The 18,241-nt window shown below is 51.4% G+C and carries 17 protein-coding genes; 14 read left to right on the top strand and 3 right to left on the bottom strand.

The window, feature by feature from the left end; all coding sequences use genetic code 11:
• Window positions 1-127: 127 nt before the first annotated feature.
• Complete coding sequence (locus JTN23_RS13685; protein WP_247235406.1) at window positions 128-2,302, top strand: polysaccharide lyase family 8 super-sandwich domain-containing protein; 2,175 nt, start codon at window positions 128-130, stop codon at window positions 2,300-2,302.
• 132 nt (window positions 2,303-2,434) lie between these two features.
• Here JTN23_RS13685 and JTN23_RS13680 read toward each other — a convergent pair whose 3' ends face one another.
• Window positions 2,435-3,076: a fibronectin type III-like domain-contianing protein gene (locus JTN23_RS13680; RefSeq protein ID WP_262918521.1), complete on the bottom strand. Its 642-nt coding sequence runs from the start codon at window positions 3,074-3,076 to the stop codon at window positions 2,435-2,437.
• 352 nt (window positions 3,077-3,428) lie between these two features.
• Here JTN23_RS13680 and JTN23_RS13675 point away from each other — a divergent pair, with 352 nt between their 5' ends.
• The gene (locus tag JTN23_RS13675; protein WP_247235404.1) at window positions 3,429-4,031 is read left to right on the top strand and encodes a DUF4468 domain-containing protein; all 603 of its coding nucleotides are present in this window, start codon (window positions 3,429-3,431) and stop codon (window positions 4,029-4,031) included.
• A 144-nt stretch (window positions 4,032-4,175) separates the two neighbouring features.
• On the top strand, window positions 4,176-4,550 hold the full coding sequence (locus JTN23_RS13670) for a helix-turn-helix domain-containing protein (protein ID WP_247235403.1): 375 nt from the start codon (window positions 4,176-4,178) through the stop codon (window positions 4,548-4,550).
• Window positions 4,551-4,583: 33 nt separating this feature from the next.
• Here the strand turns inward: JTN23_RS13670 and JTN23_RS13665 are convergent, their stop codons facing one another.
• Window positions 4,584-5,045, bottom strand: a complete 462-nt coding sequence (locus JTN23_RS13665) for a DUF4112 domain-containing protein (protein ID WP_247235402.1) — start codon at window positions 5,043-5,045, stop codon at window positions 4,584-4,586.
• Between the two features lie 139 nt (window positions 5,046-5,184).
• On the opposite strand from JTN23_RS13665, the gene rsmI reads away from it, so the two are divergent.
• The 10 genes from rsmI to JTN23_RS13615 all read left to right on the top strand — a co-directional run bounded on the left by rsmI (window position 5,185) and on the right by JTN23_RS13615 (window position 14,769).
• On the top strand, window positions 5,185-5,853 hold the full coding sequence (gene rsmI, locus JTN23_RS13660) for a 16S rRNA (cytidine(1402)-2'-O)-methyltransferase (RefSeq protein WP_247235401.1): 669 nt from the start codon (window positions 5,185-5,187) through the stop codon (window positions 5,851-5,853).
• A 4-nt stretch (window positions 5,854-5,857) separates the two neighbouring features.
• Window positions 5,858-7,051, top strand: a complete 1,194-nt coding sequence (locus tag JTN23_RS13655) for a lipoprotein N-acyltransferase Lnb domain-containing protein (RefSeq protein WP_247235400.1) — start codon at window positions 5,858-5,860, stop codon at window positions 7,049-7,051.
• A complete protein-coding gene (locus JTN23_RS13650) occupies window positions 7,048-7,839 on the top strand; it encodes an inositol monophosphatase family protein (protein WP_247235399.1) in 792 nt (263 codons plus the stop codon). Before JTN23_RS13655 ends, JTN23_RS13650 begins: the two co-directional genes overlap by 4 nt.
• A gap of 153 nt (window positions 7,840-7,992) precedes the next feature.
• Window positions 7,993-8,391 carry a sugar 3,4-ketoisomerase gene (locus JTN23_RS13645; RefSeq protein WP_247235398.1) on the top strand — a complete coding sequence of 133 codons (399 nt, stop codon included), beginning with the start codon at window positions 7,993-7,995 and terminating at the stop codon, window positions 8,389-8,391.
• Window positions 8,392-8,420: 29 nt separating this feature from the next.
• Window positions 8,421-9,515 carry a DegT/DnrJ/EryC1/StrS family aminotransferase gene (locus tag JTN23_RS13640; RefSeq protein WP_247235397.1) on the top strand — a complete coding sequence of 365 codons (1,095 nt, stop codon included), beginning with the start codon at window positions 8,421-8,423 and terminating at the stop codon, window positions 9,513-9,515.
• Complete coding sequence (locus JTN23_RS13635; protein WP_247235396.1) at window positions 9,515-10,441, top strand: glycosyltransferase family 2 protein; 927 nt, start codon at window positions 9,515-9,517, stop codon at window positions 10,439-10,441. Before JTN23_RS13640 ends, JTN23_RS13635 begins: the two co-directional genes overlap by 1 nt.
• Window positions 10,434-11,195 (top strand): class I SAM-dependent methyltransferase, encoded by a 762-nt coding sequence (locus tag JTN23_RS13630; protein ID WP_247235395.1) that lies wholly within the window; start codon window positions 10,434-10,436, stop codon window positions 11,193-11,195. Before JTN23_RS13635 ends, JTN23_RS13630 begins: the two co-directional genes overlap by 8 nt.
• A gap of 37 nt (window positions 11,196-11,232) precedes the next feature.
• Window positions 11,233-11,766 carry a YfiT family bacillithiol transferase gene (locus JTN23_RS13625; protein WP_247235394.1) on the top strand — a complete coding sequence of 178 codons (534 nt, stop codon included), beginning with the start codon at window positions 11,233-11,235 and terminating at the stop codon, window positions 11,764-11,766.
• Window positions 11,767-11,807: 41 nt separating this feature from the next.
• Entirely contained in the window at window positions 11,808-11,963 is a 156-nt protein-coding gene (locus JTN23_RS13620) for a FeoB-associated Cys-rich membrane protein (RefSeq protein WP_247235393.1), read from the top strand.
• A 325-nt stretch (window positions 11,964-12,288) separates the two neighbouring features.
• Entirely contained in the window at window positions 12,289-14,769 is a 2,481-nt protein-coding gene (locus JTN23_RS13615; RefSeq protein ID WP_247235392.1) for an AsmA-like C-terminal region-containing protein, read from the top strand.
• A 54-nt stretch (window positions 14,770-14,823) separates the two neighbouring features.
• Here JTN23_RS13615 and acs read toward each other — a convergent pair whose 3' ends face one another.
• Entirely contained in the window at window positions 14,824-16,713 is a 1,890-nt protein-coding gene (gene acs / locus JTN23_RS13610; protein ID WP_247235391.1) for an acetate--CoA ligase, read from the bottom strand.
• Between the two features lie 245 nt (window positions 16,714-16,958).
• Here acs and JTN23_RS13605 point away from each other — a divergent pair, with 245 nt between their 5' ends.
• The gene (locus JTN23_RS13605) at window positions 16,959-18,221 is read left to right on the top strand and encodes a THUMP-like domain-containing protein (RefSeq protein WP_247235390.1); all 1,263 of its coding nucleotides are present in this window, start codon (window positions 16,959-16,961) and stop codon (window positions 18,219-18,221) included.
• Window positions 18,222-18,241 lie beyond the last annotated feature (20 nt).

Raw genomic sequence — 18,241 nt, 5'->3', positions numbered from 1 at the left:
TTATAGGTCTGTCTATTTATCTATAACCGGTAAGCTAAATAGTCCTGAGTATCATCCCCTACCCTCCCTGTCAGCTAGTAGAAATTGATCATTGGAAGCTCTATAAGGTACACAAACCTTTTCTTCCATGATGTCCCTACTGCGATGCCTGTTAATGGCGCTAAGCACCCTCCTGCTGCCTTCGTTCTGTCTGGCACAACAGAACGATATAAAAATTATAAAAGAGCGGGTCGTTGCCGACCTGATGACGACTAAAATAGACGACAGTACGGTAGAAGCTATATTGGCCAGAATGAACGAGGATGGCAGCTTCAAGGGCATCAACTATGATGACCTGAGCCGGACAGCCAGTTATCCGCACGGCGGGCACACGCGCGACCTGGTATACATGGCCAAGGCGTACAAGACTAAAACGTCACGGTACTACCGGAGCAAGCCCCTCACGGCCGCAATTGAAAAAGGTTTGTCGTTCTGGGTTAAACATGATTTTGTAGGCGACAACTGGCATGACAACCAAATCACAACCCCCACTAATCTGGGAAACCTGATGCTGGTTATTGGCGATGAACTACCCAAAGACCTCGTTACCAAAGCCCAGCCCATGATTGGCCGGGCCAACATGAACGCGTCAGGTGCCCGCCCCAGTGGTGACCGTATAGTCATTGCGGGAATACTGGCCAAAAACCTGCTTTTCCTGGGTGACTACCGGGAGTTTGATACCATTATTAAGATCATAGAAGGCGAATTAAAGTTTGCAACCGGCGAGCGGGGGATGCAGCACGATTACAGCTTTCACCACCGGGTCGACCGCGTTAACAACACGTCGTCCTATGGGTATGGTAAGTATGCCAACGCCTACGGCGAGTGGTCTTACTACGTATCGGGCACAAAATATGCGTTCAACAAAGAAAAAATAAACCAGCTGGTCGACTACTATCTAGATGGTATATACAAGCAGATGGTGTACGGGGTATACGAGGATATAAGCGTTAAAAACCGTAGTATAACCCACAGGGCTGCCACTCAGCCTCAGCCATATAGTACTCTCGAGATTGAGCGGGTGCTGGTGAGTACCGACTACCGTAAAAATGAACTGGAAGAGATAATCCGGCTGCGTAAAGGCGAGGCCAAACCCTCGGCCTCGTTCGCGAAATTCTTCTGGCAAACCGAACATTTTGTATTTCAGCGACCCCATTTTTATACGACCGTCCGTATGTTTTCGAGCCGCAACCGGAACATGGAAGAGCCTTACAACGGACCGGGTAAAACGACTCACCACCGGGCCGATGGCACGAACTACCTCATGCTGAAAGGTGATGAGTACCACAACATATGGGCCGTGTACGACTGGCAGAAGATTTCAGGAACGACCATCGTGCAGAAGCCCCAGCTACCGGGCCCCGACGCCATTCAGAAAGATGGACTGACTGATTTTGTGGGTGCGGTCACCGACGGACTATATGGGGCCGTAGTCTTTGATTTTAAAAGCCCGCACGACCCACTGGAGGCCAAAAAAGCCTGGTTCTTCTTTGACGAAGAATATGTGGCTCTGGGTACAGATATTAAATCCAAGTCAAATCTGCCGGTAGCTACCACGCTAAACCAGGTGTTGATGCGGAGCGATGTACACATGATGCAGGACGGAACCCGGCAAAGTGTCCCGAAGGGAAGCCGGCCTCTTCAGAACGTAAAGTGGGTACACCACGATAAGGTAGGTTATATCTTTCCACAGCCAGCCTCTGTCCATTTATCCAATCAGGCCGAAACAGGTCGCTGGTCGGCGATCACCGACCAGAAAAATATTAGCAATGAATTGGTCAGCGAAGAGGTATTCTCACTATGGTTCGATCATGGCGCCAAACCCGGCGGAGCATCTTACCAGTATATCGTAGTTCCTAATGTAACGGAGCAGGTGCTGCACGAGACCAGCCAGAACAATCGCTCGATCGAGATCCTTTCCAATACGCCGGCGCTACAGGCCGTAAAACAGGGTCAGTTGGGCATTGCGCAACTGGCTTTCCACGAGGCCGGGGCAATAGATATTGAGAAAGGTGTAAACGTACGAATGGATAGCCCCGGCATGGTCATGCTAAAAATGCAGGGGGGGCGGCTGAGTGAGCTGACCCTGGCAGATCCGTCCAGAAAATTGAGCCGCATACTGCTATCAGTGAGTGGTGTGTACAAAGCACAGGGAGAAAACTTCCGCACGCTGGTGGATGAGAATCAGAAGAGCACCCTGTTTATTGTAGACCTGCCCCAGGGGGTATATCTGGGTAAGAGCGCTCAACTGAAGATAAACTAATAGAGACTGTTGTAAAGAATCCATCAAGCTAAGTTTATTGATAAATATAAAAGCGGAGCGGTAGGCCTGATCAGACTTACCGCTCCGCTTTTATATACTACATGCTGAGGGTACAGCTTTTGAACTTCTGGCCTACTTACGGTTTCCTATCTGCAACAGCTTCTGGAGCCGGATATCGGCGGACGACGCACCTACCAGTATGTTTACCGGGCCTTCCTCTACTTCCCATTGGTTGGTCTTGTCATTCCACCAGGCCAGCGCCTCTGCTTTGAGCGGTACAGCTACCTTTTTGGTCTCGCCTGGCTTGAGGGATACGCGACTAAACCCTTTCAGCTCTTTAAGGGGGCGCACTACTTTTAACTGGGGGTATTGAACGTAGAGCTGCACTATTTCATGGTCTTCGCGGTTACCGGTATTTTTTACTTCCTCCTCAACCATGGCGGAGACATTTCTGGCGATACTTCCGGCAGACAGGGTAAGGCCTGAGTAGTCAAACCGGGTGTAGCTGAGTCCATAGCCAAACCGGTAAAGGGGCTCCTCCTTGTTGTACAAATAGGTAAGGCCGTTGCGGATGTTGTACTCTGACATGGGGGGCAGATGTGCCAGTGACTTTGGCCAGATCTGAACCAGCCGCCCGCCCGGATTGTAATCGCCAACCAGCACGTCTGCTATGGCAGCTCCCTGATCTTGAGCCACATGCGTAGATAAAGTAACAGCTGATAAGCCTGTTATTGTTGTGGACTTCCCAAACGTAGTCAGTGCCGTAGATAACAAGAACTAGGGTAGTTTCGTCACTACGCCGGGTGCAATAGAAAAGGCGGCAGGAATAGACTTGTTTACCTACTTTTCTGAACAGATAAGTAAAAGGCAGGATATTATTCGGTTTTACCCTACCTCTTCACCATTACGACTGGACATAGGTGAAGGAAACAATCGAAAAGTTAACTAAAACCCAATAAAACAATATGTAACTCTACTACTGGCATAGAATTATTGCAGGTCTATTGTGGTAGCGTTTTAGGTCAATTGTAAATAGCCTTAACATTAATAGCTTACTATCTATGGCACACTGTCAAACTTCCTACTGATGAAAAAACTGTCTCCGCTCCTGATCTTAACCATCTTCATGTTTAGCTACATCTCGTATGCACAAGATGCTGTTTTGCCTACTGACTCCTCAACTGGGGAAGTTATATATACTGAAGTTGTGGAGGTTGAGAATAGTAAAGAAACATTGTTTAAAAATGCTCAAAAGTGGATTGCTAAATCTTATGGTGATTATAAATCAGTGATTCAATTGGAGGATAAAGATAGGGGACGTTTGATTTTCAAAGGTATCTCTGATATAGATAGAGGTCTTTTCAAACACATCAGATACGTTGTAACAATAGATGTTAAGGATAATGCATACCGTTGCAAAATTGCGAATATTGAGTACGGTTATGATTTTAGTGCTCACGGTACAGGTATGAAATATGTCCCTGTTGAAAAGATCAAGCCAGAAAAAGTTTATATTAAGATATATCAGGATGAAATTGAAAACTACAATAAACAAATTGCAGTAGCCAGAAGTGAAAAACAAAAAGTCGAATTACAAAAAAAAGTTGATGACGTTAGCCGACAAATGCGAGAATTTAAGTCGAAAAGTAAAGAAAATACACGAGCTGTTATTGACCGGATAAACGATCTTATGAAGTCTCTTAAATCAGAAATGGCACAAATAGGATGACTTTTAACTTGTATTTTTCGCTCTGGCTAAGGTAACGGGCTTCGTATCCCATCACCGCTCCGGCTCGTCTAATCAGGTCGGGGTTCCAGGTTTCACCCATGCCGTACACCTAGGCAAAGGAGGTAACTGGCCTTATTCAATGAGTTGAGTCAGGTAAAGAAGGTAGAAACCACCTCGTCGCTTACCGCAGCCCTGCGGATCACCAGGAAGTTCAAGCATCTTCTATCCCAGCATATTTATTCCCATAATAAGGTGGCTACCTACGCTTCCATGCTTTCCATTACTCCTGATCACCTGAATAAATGTGTGAAAGCCTCTACCGGCAAAACGGCGCAGGAGCTATTGGGAGATATGGTTGTACTGGAGGCAAAGGTGCTGCTCAGACAAACAAGCCTGTCAATTAACGAGATCGCCTTCAGGTTTTCAGAAACTAACAGCAGCGATTTTAGTCGGTTTTTTAAGAGTCGGACAGGCGTAACGCCTAAAGAATACCGACAGCAAACCTTTTTGGGGCAATGAAGTAGCCTTTCTACTTACTTTATATGTGTAGGATTAGCTAAATACCCAGGCAAAAAACCGATAACTCAACCAGGCCATACCCCCGACCACCAGGAATAGTACTAACAGGGCGGGTACTACCACCTTCCAGGCTCCTCCCTGGTGGCGACCTTCGACATAATGCTCACGCATCAGTTTTATATTCCGTTGATTGGCCTTAAAGGCCACATCAAATATGTCACCTATGATTGGGATAGATCCCAGAAGGGCATCGATCACAACATTGAGAGTCATCCGGGCAATCACATATCGGCTGGCTCCGTTCTTGGCCAAAACGGAGATCATGTACCCGGACACACATAGCGTACCAAAGTCACCGACACCGGGAATAAGGCCCACCAAAGCATCCAGTCCAAACCGGATGTTAGTACCGGGGATAGTAAAGCGGGAATCCATCCATTTGGCCATCGACTCCATATTGGAAATGGCAGACTTTTGCTTTGAAACTGCTCGCATGGCTACTTGTGAGTATTTGTACAAAATGATACCTACTAATAATGTGCCACTGGTAGGCAGGATTGCTACTCTGCCTGGTGCTTTATTGGCATCCTCGCTCCTATTGAGTACTTTCGGAGCTTATTAGCTGACCTGATTCATGAAACTATACATTGTACCTACACCCATCGGTAACCTGGAGGATATTACACTGCGAGCCATCAATGTGCTCAAAAGTGTGGATGTAGTACTAGCCGAAGATACCCGGACCTCGGGCAACCTGCTGCGCCACCTGGACATCAGTAAGCCCATGCAGAGCTACCATATTCATAACGAGCACCAGACCATCACACGACTGCTGGAGCGGATGCTCAAAGGCGAAACCATGGCCCTGGTATCCGACGCGGGTACCCCGGCTATCTCTGACCCGGGCTTCCTGCTGGTGCGGGAGTGCATCAAGTACAAGATACCGGTCGAGTGCCTGCCCGGTCCGACGGCTTTTGTACCGGCGCTGGTCAACTCCGGCCTTCCCTGCGACCGCTTTACCTTTGAAGGGTTTCTGCCCCACAAGAAGGGCCGCCAGACCCGCCTGAAGGAGTTGGCCGAGGAAGAGCGTACGATGATATTCTACGAATCGCCCCACCGGCTGGTCAAATCCCTGCAGCAGTTTGCGGAGTACTTTGGCGCCGAAAGGCAGGCCTGTGTATCACGTGAGCTGACCAAATTATACGAAGAGAACGTGCGTGGTACGTTAGAGGAAATAATTACTTATTTTGCTGAAAAAACTATCAAAGGTGAAATTGTTATCGTCATTGCCGGAAAAGAATAAACGTATGGGTACCAGCCTCCCCCTCAGGCTCCTTTTCATTCTTCATTTTACATTTTTCATTATTCATTCCTCGGTGGCACAGTCGCTGAGCCCTGACGCCCGGGTCAGTCTGGTTACGGTAGGGCCGGGTCAGGAACTGTACTCGAGCTTCGGCCATAGTGTACTCTGGATCTCAGATCCTGCCACCGGCATCGACAAAGCCTATAACTACGGTACCTTCAACTTCCATACCGAGAACTTCTACATCAAGTTTATGCGGGGTACCCTGCCCTATCAGTTGTCTACGGGTCCGCTGATGCCGCAAGTGTACTACTGGCAGACTGAAAACCGCTCCGTGAAGCAACAGTTACTCAACATGACACCCGCGCAGAAAGACCGGCTGTACCAGTTTCTGGAGCATAACTTCCTGCCCGAAAACCGGGAGTACCAGTACAAGTTTTTCTACGACAACTGCTCAAGCCGCCTGCAGGATGCCATTATCGCCGCCTGCGGCGACAGCCTTTACTACCCCGGCTATACCCACGATACACTGAGCTTCCGGCAGTGGATAGACCGCTACGCCTATACCCAGAAGCCCTGGGCCGACTTTGGCATGGACCTGGCCATCGGGGCACCGTCGGACGAGATAGCTACGCCAATGCAGGCCACCTTTCTGCCCAATAACCTGAGCGCCGCCTACGACGACTCCCGGGTACTGATCAACGGACAGACACTCCCGCTGGTAGCCAGTACCATAGATCTGTTTACGGCGGCACCCGTTCAGGTAGATGATACCTGGCTTACGCCGAAGGTTTTCTTCTGGGCGCTGGCGGCCCTGGTACTACTCTTTACCCTGTGGCAGATTAAATACAACAAGCTCAACTTCCTGTTCGATAAGATCCTGTTCACGATTGTAGGTCTGACGGGTTGGTTAATCGTCCTGTTGTGGTTTGGTACCGACCACGGCGTTACGGCCTGGAACTACGATATCCTGTGGGCTTTTCCGCTGTGGTTTCCGTTTATATTCTCCCTGTCCAAAACCAACAAACCCGCCTGGTTTCAGTTTGCTCTGATAGGATATACCGTACTGCTGCTCCTGGCTACCGGCAATCTCCTGAAGCATAACTACGTAGTCATCCCGATCCTGGTGACGCTGATCATCCGGGTGTACTACATGAATAATTCACTATCCAAAATTCCACAAAAGAAAACAGCATGAATCTTGAAGCACTCACCCAGCAAGCCATTGAGGTAGTCAAAAAGGCTTCCGCCTTCATCCAGCAGGAAGCGAATACATTCAATACCGAGCGTATCGAGTACAAGGATATTAACAACCTGGTATCGTATGTCGATAAGGAAACCGAAAAACTACTGGTAGCGGGCCTGCGGGAGATACTGCCCGAAGCAAGTTTCATTACAGAAGAGGGTACTACCGGCGAAGACAGTAACACCGAAGCCCTGAACTGGATCATCGACCCGCTGGATGGAACCACCAACTTCGTACACGGCCTGCCGGTGTACTGCGTGAGCGTAGGACTGGTGCGGGGCAAGGAGCCGCTGATTGGGATTATTCACGAGCCCAGTAAGGACGAGCTATTCTACGGATGGCAGGGCGGTGGTGCCTGGTGCAACGGCAGACGCCTGCAGGTATCTAAGGCCCAGCACCTCAGCGAAAGCCTTATCGCCACCGGATTCCCCTACCGCAACTTTGAGAAGCAGCATCAGTACATGGAGATCCTGAGTACACTGATGCGCAAGACGCACGGGGTACGCCGGTTGGGTGCCGCTGCCGTGGATCTGGCGTATGTAGCAGCGGGACGTTTCGAGGGCTTCTACGAGTACAACCTGCACCCCTGGGATATGGCTGCCGGAATACTCCTCATCAAGGAAGCCGGGGGTACCGTCACAGATTTTGAGGGGGGAGACGACTACCTCTTTGGCGGCAATATTGTAGCGGCCTGTGCTATGCAGGGTGAACTGGTATCCGTCATCAGGGATATCTTCTAAAAGTAACTGATTTATACTAGGTTAGAAATAATTTTTTAATATATCCCGAGTGATCTTTTTGTAAAAAAATAACTATTTTAGATCCCTGAATTGGGTAAGGCTTTATTACCATTCATTGCATACTCTTTGTTAGTGACACTATCTCACACGTTCATGCCTAAGTGTATAAAGCTAGACACATACCCTGCGGATTCAGGTAATCTTACTGTATTCGAGAATATTATCCCCGGGCCTATCAGGCGCGTATTCTACATCTATGGAGCCGGGCAAATACCCAGAGGCGGGCACCGGCACAAAAAGACCTGGAACGCACTGATCTGCCTGCACGGGCACTGCAAAGTGAATGTCAATGACGGATATGAGGAGGCTTGCTACGTACTGGATGATCCAAGTACCTGCCTGATACTTGAGCCTGAGGACTGGCATACCATGGAGGCTTTTTCACAGGATGCCATCCTGCTGGTACTTTCCAACGAATACTATGACAAGAGTGACTACATCTACGAGCCTTATCCTTCTCCTTCTACCATCAGTAAAGCCTATTCCGAATAACGGCTGGCTCGTTCGGCCCTCACCACTTTATGATTCCATTTCTGGACCTCCAGCGTATCAATGAACGTCACCAGACAGCCATAGAAGAGGCCAGCCTACGGGTACTTCGTTCGGGCTGGTACATCATGGGAAAGGAGTTACAGACCTTTGAACGGGACTTTGCCAGCTACTGCGGTACTGCACACTGCCTGGGAGTAGCCAACGGCCTGGAAGCCATTGAACTGATCCTGCAGGCGTACGGGTTCCAGCCAGGTAGTGAAGTGATTGTACCGGCCAATACGTACATAGCCTCGGTACTTCCCGTAAGCTTCCTCCAGCTGGAGCCTGTGTGGGTAGAGCCTGACCCAGTCACCATGCTGATTGATCCTACCCTGATCGAGGAAAAAATCACTGACAGGACCTGCGCCATCCTGACGGTAGACCTGTACGGCCGCTGCTGTGAGATGGAGCCGATCCGGGCGCTGGCCAGCAAGTACGGCCTCAAAGTAATAGCCGATGCAGCCCAGGCACACGGCGCCTGCTACCGGGGCCGGAAGGCCGGCAGCCTGGCCGATGCCACTGCCTTCAGCTTTTATCCCACCAAAAACCTGGGAGCTCTGGGTGATGCCGGTGCCATTACGACCCATGATCCGGTACTGGCTGATAAGATCAGGTACCTGCGTAACTACGGCTCGGGTGTCAAGTACTACAATGAGTACCAGGGCATCAATAGCCGTTTGGACGAGATACAGGCCGCTATCCTGAACATCAAACTCCCCTACCTGGATGAAGAAAATGATCGTCGCCGGCAGATAGCCCGACGGTATCTGCAGGAGATCAGGGTACCGGGACTGGTACTTCCCCCTGCCGACCGGCCGGAAGAGGACGCCTGGCACCTGTTTGTGGTCAGGCACCCCAATCGCCAGCGACTGAGGGAGTACTTACAGCAGGAGGGCATACTTACCGAAATACACTATCCGCTGCCGATACACAAGCAACCGGCCTATGCTCCTATCAACTACCTCCACCTGCCGGTTACTGAGCAGATTCATGATCAGGTGCTGAGCCTGCCCCTCAACCCGGCGATGACCGACGCGGAGGTGGAGCAGGTGATCCGGGTACTTAACCAGTTTGAAAGAGCCTGATGCAGCTATCTGTCATTATACCCGTTTATAACAGTGAAGGTACGATAAGTCCGCTGGTCGATACACTGCAGCAGGCCCTGGCCGGTGTTGATTTTGAGATTGTGCTGGTCAATGACGGCAGCCGTGACCGGTCCGAAGAAGTATGTACCCACTTGGCGGAGCTGTATCCGAATGTCCGGTTCATTTCGCTCCGACGCAACTTTGGAGAGTTCAATGCCGTGATGTGCGGCCTCAACCACGCCCGGGGCGAGTACTGCGTTATGATTGACGATGACTTCCAGAACCCACCTTCTGAAATCATCAAACTGGTAGATGCGGCCACGCGAGGTGGCTTTGACGTGGTATATACCTATTACGCTAAAAAGGAACACGCCTCCTACCGCAACTGGGGCAGCCGGCTCGTCAACTGGCTGACCAGCTACCTGCTCGACAAACCCAAGGACCTGTACCTGTCCAGCTTTAAGCTGATACGGCAGGACGTAGTGCAGGAGATCATTAAATACAAAGGCCCCTACCCCTACATTGACGGGCTGATCTTCCGGGTGACGCGCAACATAGGTACCGTGCAGGTAAGCCATCAAAAGCGACAGCAGGGAGAGTCGAGCTACACGTGGCGCAAGCTTATCTCGCTGTTCCTGAACATCCTGTTCTGCTACTCCGCCATGCCCATCCGGCTGTTTATGCCCGTGGGGCTGGGCCTGGTCGGGCTCGGAAGTTTGCTACTGCTGTTCCTGTTTGGGCAGTGGGTCATAGGTCCCGACGATCCCAAGGGCTGGCAGGTAGTTACGGCCACGCTCATCCTGATCGGCGGTATCCAGTGTACCCTGCTGAGCGTATTGGGTGAGTACATTGGCAAGAGCTTTATGGCACAGAGCGGCCAGCCCCAGTATGTCATCAAGAAAATCCTCCTGAACCGTCATGATTGACAACCGGACCGAATACCAGCGGATGTACGATGTAGAACGCCGCCTGTGGTGGTACCAGTCGCTGCACGGAAGGGTACTGCGGCAGATCCAGCGGCAGTTTGGCCCGGACAACCACCCCATCCGGATCCTGGATGCGGCCTGTGGTACCGGAGGACTGCTCTCCTACCTGCGTGAGCAGGGCTACCCGCAACTGACCGGCTTCGACTACTCCCGGCACGCCATTGACTTCTCGCAGGAACGAGGACTGGACGTGAGCTTTGGCGACCTGCGCCGGGTGGATGACTTCCGGCCCGGAGAGCACTACGATGTTATTACCTGCAACGACGCCCTATACTTCCTGACGGACGCAGAGATTGTAAACGCGCTGACCTCGTTCCGCAAGAGGCTGCTCCCCGGAGGGCTGCTGCTGGTCAATATCCACGCCTTTGAGGCCTTTGCCGGTACGCATGATGTAGCCGTGGGTAGCTCGCGGCGCTTTCAGCACGCAGACTTTGAGCGGTACGCCGGGCAGGCAGGGCTGTCTATTCAACGCCATACCTACTGGCCCTTTGCGCTGTCAGTACCTATCCTGGCCGTCAGGCAGTGGCAGCAGTACCAGCTCCGGCGTGGCCGGGTCAATAGGCAGGAGGTTGATTCGGACGTCAGCTACCCGGGCGACCTTATCAATGGTCTGCTGCTCGGTATCATGAAGCTGGAAGAAACCGCCCTGTCGAGCGCCCCCTTTGGCAGTTCTTTGTTTTTAGTAATGAAATAGAATATTTTTAGGCGTACTACTCTACTTGATCCCCCACATGGAACTCGAACAACTACGCTATCCGATTGGTCGGTTTACAGGCAAGGCCAGCTACTCGCCGGATGAAGTCAAAACCAACATTCAGGTTATAAGTGCCCTGCCCTCCAAGTTTATCAATCTGCTGGGCAGCTGGGACAATCACAAGCTGGATACCCCCTACCGTCCCGACGGCTGGACCGTGCGGCAGCTGATTCACCACGTAGCCGACAGCCATATCAACGCCTATACCCGCCTGCGGCTGGCCCTTACCGAAGATAATCCTACCGTCAGGCCCTACGAAGAAGGACTCTGGGCTGAGCTTCCCGATGCGCAGACTGCTTCGGTTGAGTACTCGATTCAACTCCTTAAGTACCTGCATCTGCGGTGGGTACTGCTCCTGAACTCGCTGGATGAAAAGGGGCTGGCCCGTACCTACTACCACCCCGGCAGCAAACAGACCGTACGGCTGGATGAGTACATTGCCATGTACGCCTGGCACAGCGACCACCACTATCAGCACGCGTATCAGCTGGCCAGGCGGAACAATTGGTAGGCTCTCCTGTGTTTATGGAGCAGTAACCGACTATTTTATCTATGACACAGCAGATCCTGGTTATCCTTATTTTTGTAGTGGCCCTGGGCTACCTGGGCTGGCGTACCTGGCAGTCAATGAACCGCCGCAATGCGGGAGGCTGTGGCAAGGGCTGTGGCTGTGAAATAGATAAGATGACTACCAGTACCCGACGATAAACGAACTAATTATATCTTGAAAGGAGCCTCTCTACCAGGGGCTCCTTTTTTTGGTTATACTGGTTTGGGAGGTGTAGGCAGGTGGGGAAATAATTGTACAAATCTAAGGTACCTTTCCCAGCCTGGTTTTCACTCTTCATCCATAACAGGCCTCCTCTTTCCCTGGTCGCCACTCCGGCGTCCTCGCCACCACCTCAATGTGATGGCATGGTTTTGTAATATGACTATCGAAGTACTCGCTTAGGGTATGAAGATCAGGCTATTCCTGAATGGATGATACATAAACCAGCAAAAGCTGTCGCCTTCCGAATTAGTGGTTAATCCTATGTTTTCAAAAGTAGTAAAAGGCTTCGTAGTGGTAGCCCTAAGCATTCTACTGCTTATGGGTGGAATGAGTGTGTGGGCCTGGCAAAACCAGGAAAGAGTCTTTGAACAAATCAAAGAGTACATCAATGACAATATAGACGGCCAGCTTGAAGCCAGGAAATTCACCTTCGCCCCCCTCAGAAGTGGGGTTGGATTTACATTTTCGCTGCATGACGTTACCCTGAACGATACACTCTATGTCAGCCATAAGACCCACCTGCTGCAGGCGCAGCGCCTGAACATAACCCTTGATCTGAGGGAATTTATGAGCAGCAGAGTGAAAGTAAAGAGCCTGGCTATTGAGGATGGTACAGCGATCATCTTCAAGCAAAAGAATGGCTATTCTAACCTGTCAGTCCTGACCCCGCGTAGAACCAACAAAAAGAAAAACAATAGTCATGCTGCCACCGAGTTTTTTGGGGGGATCAACAAGCTGTCTTTTCAGAACTTTACCCTACACTACTCCGATACACTCAATCAGAAATATCTTGCCGGTACTCTGCGGGAGGTTATTTCACATGTAGGCTACAGAGACTCCACATGGAGTGGTCAGGTAGAGGGCGGTATCTACTTTGAAGGACTTACTTTTCATCCGAAAAAAGGCTCGTTCCTAAAAAAGCAGGAAACTACCCTGCAGTTGGAATTTGCCTATCATCAAACCAATAAGCAACTAATCGTCCGCCCTTCCGAGCTTCAGATCGCTTCGGGGCACCCCATACAACTGTCGGGGCAGGTGGACCTGGTCCAGAAGCCGGGAAAGATAAAGGCAGAGTTCACGACGGATACCATAGCCCTACCTACCGCGCTCAAACTCCTGCCCGGCTACATCGAAAAAATGGTTACCCGGGTGAAGATCCTACCGGTAGTAAAGGCCAAAGTGCAACTGGAAGGTAATCTGGGAACAGGTATGCCTAAGGTGCATATAGCGTATGAATCCGGTACCTTCGACTACAACTTACCCATAGGCAAGCTACGAAAAATGACCGCGGTGGGTACCTTTACCAATCAGGCTAACCCGGCACTTCCGGCGGGTGATGCCAACTCCCAGATTACCGGCACCCGGGTCAGGGGGTACTTTGAGAGCATACCGCTGGAGGGCAGTATTGTTGTCAAAGATTTCAAGAATATAAAAACCGTCATCGAGAGTTCTCTGACGGCAGATCCGGCCTCGCTGAACTCCCTGCTGGACCCCGGCCGGTACCAGGTCAAAAGCGGCTCGATCAGCGTAGGCTTTCGCTACCAGGGCAATCTGCTCTCCTACTATGACAAAACGACCAACCGCCCTACCGGCAAGCTGGCCGGAAAGATTGTCATGGACAATGTAGCGTTCTCGTACCTGCCCCAGAATGTAAATCTGAGCAAGATCAAAGGTACCATCTCCATCGATGAAGATGAGCTGCAAAGCAAAGACCTGCGGTTTTATGATGGAAAGAATACCTACTTCGTATCCGGAAATGCGGTGGATCTGCTGACCCAGGTGATGGGCGCGCCTATTACTCCCAAAGCCAATCTGCACGTAAAAGTCCCGGACTGGCAGCTGACCTGGCTGGACTTCTTCCTGAAAAAGAAAACACCCGACCAGGCGCGAGTAAATCCCAACTTCCGTTTGTCGCAGGTACTGGATAAAGTGATCGACCAGACCGAAGTAGTAGCTACGCTGGAATCCAACAAGGCGCAGTACAAGCGATTCACTGCTAATAAGATCCGCGGTAAAATGACCCTTACCGATACCAAGGTTAGTTTGGATAATATATCCATGAATGCGTTTGGAGGAAGCCTGAAGCTATCCGGTTATATTGATAACATCGGTCCTGCGGGTTCGTCCGTCCTGCACGCCCAGGGCAAGCTTACCAATACCGACGTGCAGTCGGTATTCTATTCGCTGGAAAACTTTGGGCAGAAGGCGATCACCGATCAGAACATTCAGGGTAAGCTGGATGCTGACTTTGTATTTGACTCCAACCTGATGGACAACGCCAGCCTCCGGCCCGAGTCCATGAGTGGTAAGCTGGATATAGCGCTGATTGGGGCCGAAGTCAAACAGTTTGAGCCTTTCATCAAGATCAAAAATCTACTGTTCAAAAGCCGGGACTTTGACCACGTCAAATTTGCCCCCATCCGGAAGCAGTTTGTGCTGAAAGGGCAGGAAATTGAAATCCCGGAGATGGAAATCGAGTCCAACGTACTGACTCTGTTCGTAAATGGGATATACAGCTTTGGCAAGAAAACAGATCTTAGCATACAGCTCCCCCTTCAGAATCTGAAAAAACGAGGCGCTGACTACCAATTAGCGGAGCACAGTATGGAGTACATGAAGGGGATGAACATTTTTCTGAGAGCGGTGGACGAAGGGGGTGAAGTAAATATCAAGTACGATCCCTTTAAGCGACTCCGCAAGGGAAAAGAAGAAAAGCCTCAGATAGCCGAAGAGGGACGGTAGTACTACCGTCCCTCTTCGGGTTATTTATGGTCAGGAGAATCTCCGATCAACTTCTTACAGTGCACCTTCCTTGATCTCATCTACAATACCCGGATCGAGCAGCGTAGACGTATCACCCATATTGGAAGTATCGCCTTCGGCTACCTTACGCAGGATACGGCGCATGATCTTACCGGAGCGCGTTTTGGGCAAGCCGCTTACAAACTGCATCTTGTCCGGCCTGGCTATAGGGCCGATGATCCGTGATACCGTAGCCGCAATATCTTTACGCAGTGATTCGGCATCTTCGGGCTTGCTTTCGGTGATGACGTAGGCATAGATACCCTGCCCCTTGATGTCGTGCGGGTACCCTACTACGGCCGATTCCACTACGCCCAGGTGCATATTAATTGCGTTCTCAACCTCGGCCGTACCGATGCGGTGCCCCGATACGTTAATCACGTCATCCACCCGGCCGGTGATACGGTAGAAACCATCCTCATCGCGCAGACAGCCATCACCCGTAAAGTACATATTGGGGTAGGTCGAGAAGTACGTCTGGCGGCAGCGCTCGTGGTCGCCGTAGGTAGTACGGATAATACCCGGCCACGGAAACTTGATACACAGGTTACCACTTACGCCGTTGCCTTGAATTTCCTGCCCGTTTTCGTCCACCAGTACGGGCTGTATGCCCGGCAGCGGCAGCGTGGCGTAGGTCGCTTTCTCGGGAGTTACGCCCGCCAGCGAGGATATCATGATACCACCCGTTTCGGTTTGCCACCAGGTATCTACTACCGGTGCCTTGCCCTTGCCAATGTGCTGCTTAAACCACTGCCATGCCTCAGCGTTGATAGGCTCCCCTACCGATCCCAGCTTCTTAATAGATCCCAGGTTGTAATCTTTGACGTACTGCAGGCCGAAGCTCATCAGCGAACGGATGGCCGTAGGTGCCGTATAGAGTATATCTACTTTGTGCTTATCGGTGATCTGCCACAGGCGACCGGCATCCGGCCAGGTAGGTACGCCTTCGAACATCAGGGAAGTAGCCCCCGCGCAGAGCGGCCCGTATACAATATAGCTATGGCCGGTGATCCAGCCGATATCGGCAGTACAGAAGTGTACCTCACCCGGCTCGTACTGAAATACATTCGTAAAGGTGTAGGTAGCGTACACCATGTAGCCCCCGCAGGTATGTACTACGCCTTTGGGCTTGCCGGTAGAGCCGGAGGTATACAGGATAAAGAGCATGTCCTCAGCATCCATCTCTTCGGCGGTACAGTCTACCTCCACGTGCTTGATCTCCTCTTCCCACCACATATCACGGCCTTTGAGCATTGATACCGGCGTGCGGGTGCGAGCCATAACGATCACGTTCTGAACTGTAGGGCACCGCTCCAGGGCGTCATCCACCGTGTCTTTCATAGGTATTACCTTAGCACCACGGTAAGCACCATCAGAAGTAATGACCATCGTACAGCCAGCGTCGTTGATGCGGTCGGCAATGGAGCGGGCCGAGAAGCCCCCGAATACTACCGAATGAACGGCTCCGATACGGGCACAGGCCAGGACGGCTATGGCCAGCTCGGGCACCATAGGCAGATAAATACAAACCCGGTCGCCTTTTTTAACGCCGTGCTTTCTGAGTACATTGGCAAACCGACATACCCGGTCGAAGAGGTTACGGTAGGTAATGGTGACGGGACGATCGTCCGGATCATTGGGTTCCCAGATAATGGCCGGCTGGTCACCACGCTCCTTAAGGTGACGATCCAGAGCGTTTTCGGTGATATTGAGCTTTCCACCAACAAACCATTTTATGGTCGGATCGGTGAAGTTCCATTCCAGTACTTTTTTCCAGGGTTTGCGCCACTGAAACTGCTGCGCTATCTCAGCCCAGAAGCCTTCCGGATCTTCTACACTTTGGTTATATGCACTCTGGTACTCTTCAAAGGTTTGTATTTTCATGATATTTACTAAGGGTTAATGAATAGCTAGGCTACTACACTCTAGTCAGTATGTGCAAAGTTAAAAAAGAAAAGTACTTTTCATTAATGTCCACCGCCCTACCAGCCCCTATTGGAGACTTCTTCCTTCTATCCATGAAAAAAATAATGGTCTGAAGCACCTTGAACAGACATTTTGGGACAGATTCGCTTCCGGAGACAGGTCCGAAAGACCATACATAGCCTGCTACCCGTTATTTTTGAAGCATGGTAAGTACCCCAACCCCCGATAACAGCAACGCCACCGGCCTTACAGCCGCCGAACGAACATTCGTGCGGGAGCATATTCAGGATGACGTAGCTACCCTGCTGCTGAAACACCGCTCCTCGCCTAACCTGGATATTCAGAAGGTAGTAAAGCAGATAGCCGCCCGCCAGAAGGCCCGCTATAAACTACCCGAATGGTACCTGAATGAGCAGTTGCTGTTTCCGCCGCCGCTGTCGGTGGAGCAGGGGTCGTCGCAGGCTACGGCCCGGTATAAGGCCGGACTGGTAGTCGGTGGGCACCTCGCCGGCGGGCACCTCGCCGGCAGGCACCTCATCGACATCACCGGAGGCATGGGGGTAGACTGCTACTACATGAGCCAGTCCTTCGAGCAGACTACCTACTTTGAACAACAGCCCGAAGTAGCGCGGTCGGCAGCCTATAACCTGCAGGTACTGGGGGCAGACCATATTACCATTCGAAACGAAGAAGCCCTATCGGCCCTCAGCCAGCACCCCATTCCGGCCGACTGGATCTACGCCGATCCGGCCCGTCGCGACGAGCAGCAGCGTAAGGTCGTACGCCTGGCCGACTGCACACCGGATATAGTCACGGCGCTGCCTCTTCTGCAGCGGTGCGCGCCCCGCCTGCTGGTCAAAACATCGCCCCTGCTTGATATTGATCTTTCGGTCAAAGAACTTCAAGGGGTGCAGGAAGTACATGTGATAGGGCTGGAAAGTGAATGCAAGGAAGTACTGTACCTGATCACGACCGATACACCTGCCACGCATGAGCCTATCCTAAAAGTACGTATCCTGAATGCCGACGGTAGTACGTTGGCTGGTTTTGACTTTACCCGACCCGATGAAGCCCGGGCCGAAGTACAGTTGGGAGAGCCCATGAAGTACCTGTACGAACCGCACGCGACCCTGCTCAAAGCCGGTGCTTTCCGCAGTGTAGCCAGCCGCTTTGGCCTGATCAAAATTGCCCCCAGCAGCCACCTCTATACCTCTGATGAGTGGCTACCCGATTTCCCCGGAAGGGGCTTTGCCGTAGTGGCGGTATGTAAGCCCGATGCCCGGGAACTGCACGCCTACCTGCCCGAGGGCAAGGCTAACCTCACGCTGCGCAATTTCCCGGCTACCATACAGGACCTGCGCAAGAAGTGGAAAATCAGGGAAGGCGGCGACCGGTACCTGTTTGCTACGACGCTGGCCGATGGCCGTAAACTAGTAGTGGTGACCCAAAAGCCACCACTATCCTAACTATTGATATATACCTGCTT

The sequence above is a fragment of the Telluribacter roseus genome (genome assembly GCF_017355915.2).
Classification (GTDB): domain Bacteria; phylum Bacteroidota; class Bacteroidia; order Cytophagales; family Spirosomataceae; genus Telluribacter.
This window is presented reverse-complemented; position numbering and strand designations above follow the sequence as displayed.

Excerpts from the sequence above, each read along its gene's own strand:
- JTN23_RS13685 (WP_247235406.1), top strand. The coding sequence starts at position 128 with ATGATGTCCCTACTGCGATGCCTGTTAATGGCGCTAAGCACCCTCCTG.
- rsmI (WP_247235401.1), top strand. The coding sequence starts at position 5,185 with ATGAAACTATACATTGTACCTACACCCATCGGTAACCTGGAGGATATT.
- JTN23_RS13635 (WP_247235396.1), top strand. The coding sequence starts at position 9,515 with ATGCAGCTATCTGTCATTATACCCGTTTATAACAGTGAAGGTACGATA.
- JTN23_RS13645 (WP_247235398.1), top strand. The coding sequence starts at position 7,993 with ATGCCTAAGTGTATAAAGCTAGACACATACCCTGCGGATTCAGGTAAT.
- acs (WP_247235391.1), bottom strand. The coding sequence starts at position 16,713 with ATGAAAATACAAACCTTTGAAGAGTACCAGAGTGCATATAACCAAAGT.
- JTN23_RS13640 (WP_247235397.1), top strand. The coding sequence starts at position 8,421 with ATGATTCCATTTCTGGACCTCCAGCGTATCAATGAACGTCACCAGACA.
- JTN23_RS13650 (WP_247235399.1), top strand. The coding sequence starts at position 7,048 with ATGAATCTTGAAGCACTCACCCAGCAAGCCATTGAGGTAGTCAAAAAG.
- JTN23_RS13665 (WP_247235402.1), bottom strand. The coding sequence starts at position 5,045 with ATGCGAGCAGTTTCAAAGCAAAAGTCTGCCATTTCCAATATGGAGTCG.
- JTN23_RS13655 (WP_247235400.1), top strand. The coding sequence starts at position 5,858 with ATGGGTACCAGCCTCCCCCTCAGGCTCCTTTTCATTCTTCATTTTACA.
- JTN23_RS13625 (WP_247235394.1), top strand. The coding sequence starts at position 11,233 with ATGGAACTCGAACAACTACGCTATCCGATTGGTCGGTTTACAGGCAAG.
- JTN23_RS13605 (WP_247235390.1), top strand. The coding sequence starts at position 16,959 with ATGGTAAGTACCCCAACCCCCGATAACAGCAACGCCACCGGCCTTACA.
- JTN23_RS13675 (WP_247235404.1), top strand. The coding sequence starts at position 3,429 with ATGTTTAGCTACATCTCGTATGCACAAGATGCTGTTTTGCCTACTGAC.
- JTN23_RS13620 (WP_247235393.1), top strand. The coding sequence starts at position 11,808 with ATGACACAGCAGATCCTGGTTATCCTTATTTTTGTAGTGGCCCTGGGC.
- JTN23_RS13615 (WP_247235392.1), top strand. The coding sequence starts at position 12,289 with ATGTTTTCAAAAGTAGTAAAAGGCTTCGTAGTGGTAGCCCTAAGCATT.
- JTN23_RS13630 (WP_247235395.1), top strand. The coding sequence starts at position 10,434 with ATGATTGACAACCGGACCGAATACCAGCGGATGTACGATGTAGAACGC.